A 1059-nucleotide genomic window follows, 5' to 3' on the forward strand; every position below is an offset into this window, starting at 1 on the left:
GGGGCGATGGTGAGTGGGTTGTGGGTGAGCACCACCGGCCAGTTGGTGTTGATCGTCCACCATCTGGTCGTGGATGCGGTGTCGTGGCGGATCCTGTTGGAGGACGCCAACATCGCCTGGGCCCAGCACCGCGGCGGCCAGCCGATCGCCCTGCCCCCCGGCGGGACCTCGTTTCAGCGCTGGGCCGCGTTTCTGGACGATCACGCCCACACCGCGGCGGTCATCGCACAGGCCGACACCTGGAACCACGTCGCGGCGACCGCGGCCGCGCTCCCCCCACCGCAGCCCGGCGACACCTACGCCAGCGCCGGGCACCTCACCGCCACCCTGGACACCGAGACCACCCGGGTGTTGCTCTCCGACGTCCCCGCAGCCTTCCACACCGGCATCCACGACCAGATGGTGGACGATCAACACCAACTGGCCGGTGGTGCTCACCCACAACCCACTCACCATCGCCCCGGCGGCGGGATTTAGCCGAGACAGGGCCTGGGCCAGCACCTGATCGGTGAGCGCCTCGACGGTGTGTAGGCACTCACCGGCACCGACCGCGCCGGGTCCGGGAACGGTCAACGACCGCGCGTTGGTGTCGGCACGCAGTCTGAGCATGGGGTGGTGGTCGAGCAGCGCCTGCAGGATGGCGAGCAGGTCGGCGTGGGTGGCCCCGGTCGGGACCTGGAGCGCCATGGTTTGGTTGAACTCATCGATCGGGCCGTCAATGTCGAACAGCCAGTGCATGATCGGGGTAGGTGTGATCGGCCCGATGCCTTCGTCGACGAGTTGTTCGCGGGCCTCGGTGATCCCGGGGATGCGGGCCAGGCGGGCCACGGTCTGCTCGACGAAGATGTCGCGGGCACGGCAGGCCAGCCCCGCGGCGCGGGCGCGGGCGACCACCTGCATCGACAGGATGCTGTCGCCGCCGAGGTCGAAGAAGGAGTCGTCGATGCTGATGCGGTCGAGGCCGAGGACTTCGGTGTAGATGGTGGTCAGGAGTTCTTCGATGGGGGTGGTGGGGGGGCGACGTACAACATGCCGACCGCCTTCCGGATCACCGGCGAG

Annotated in this window: 1 protein-coding gene and 1 pseudogene; one reads left to right on the forward strand and one right to left on the reverse strand. The window is 68.9% G+C overall.

All coding sequences use genetic code 11. The annotated features are described in order from the left end of the window. Positions 1 to 6: 6 nt before the first annotated feature. The gene (locus A9X05_RS31745; RefSeq protein ID WP_197499155.1) at positions 7 to 477 is read left to right on the forward strand and encodes a condensation domain-containing protein; all 471 of its coding nucleotides are present in this window, start codon (positions 7 to 9) and stop codon (positions 475 to 477) included. Here the strand turns inward: A9X05_RS31745 and A9X05_RS31750 are convergent. After that, positions 388 to 1059, reverse strand: a pseudogene (locus A9X05_RS31750) (phosphopantetheine-binding protein); the annotation flags it as partial. The gene A9X05_RS31745 and the pseudogene A9X05_RS31750 overlap by 90 nt on opposite strands.

The organism is Mycobacterium sp. E3298 (genome assembly GCF_001666895.1).
In the GTDB taxonomy this organism is placed as follows: domain Bacteria; phylum Actinomycetota; class Actinomycetes; order Mycobacteriales; family Mycobacteriaceae; genus Mycobacterium.

Bases quoted from the DNA above. Each gene is read 5' to 3' on its own strand.
- A9X05_RS31745 (WP_197499155.1), top strand. From the start codon at position 7: ATGGTGAGTGGGTTGTGGGTGAGCACCACCGGCCAGTTGGTGTTGATC.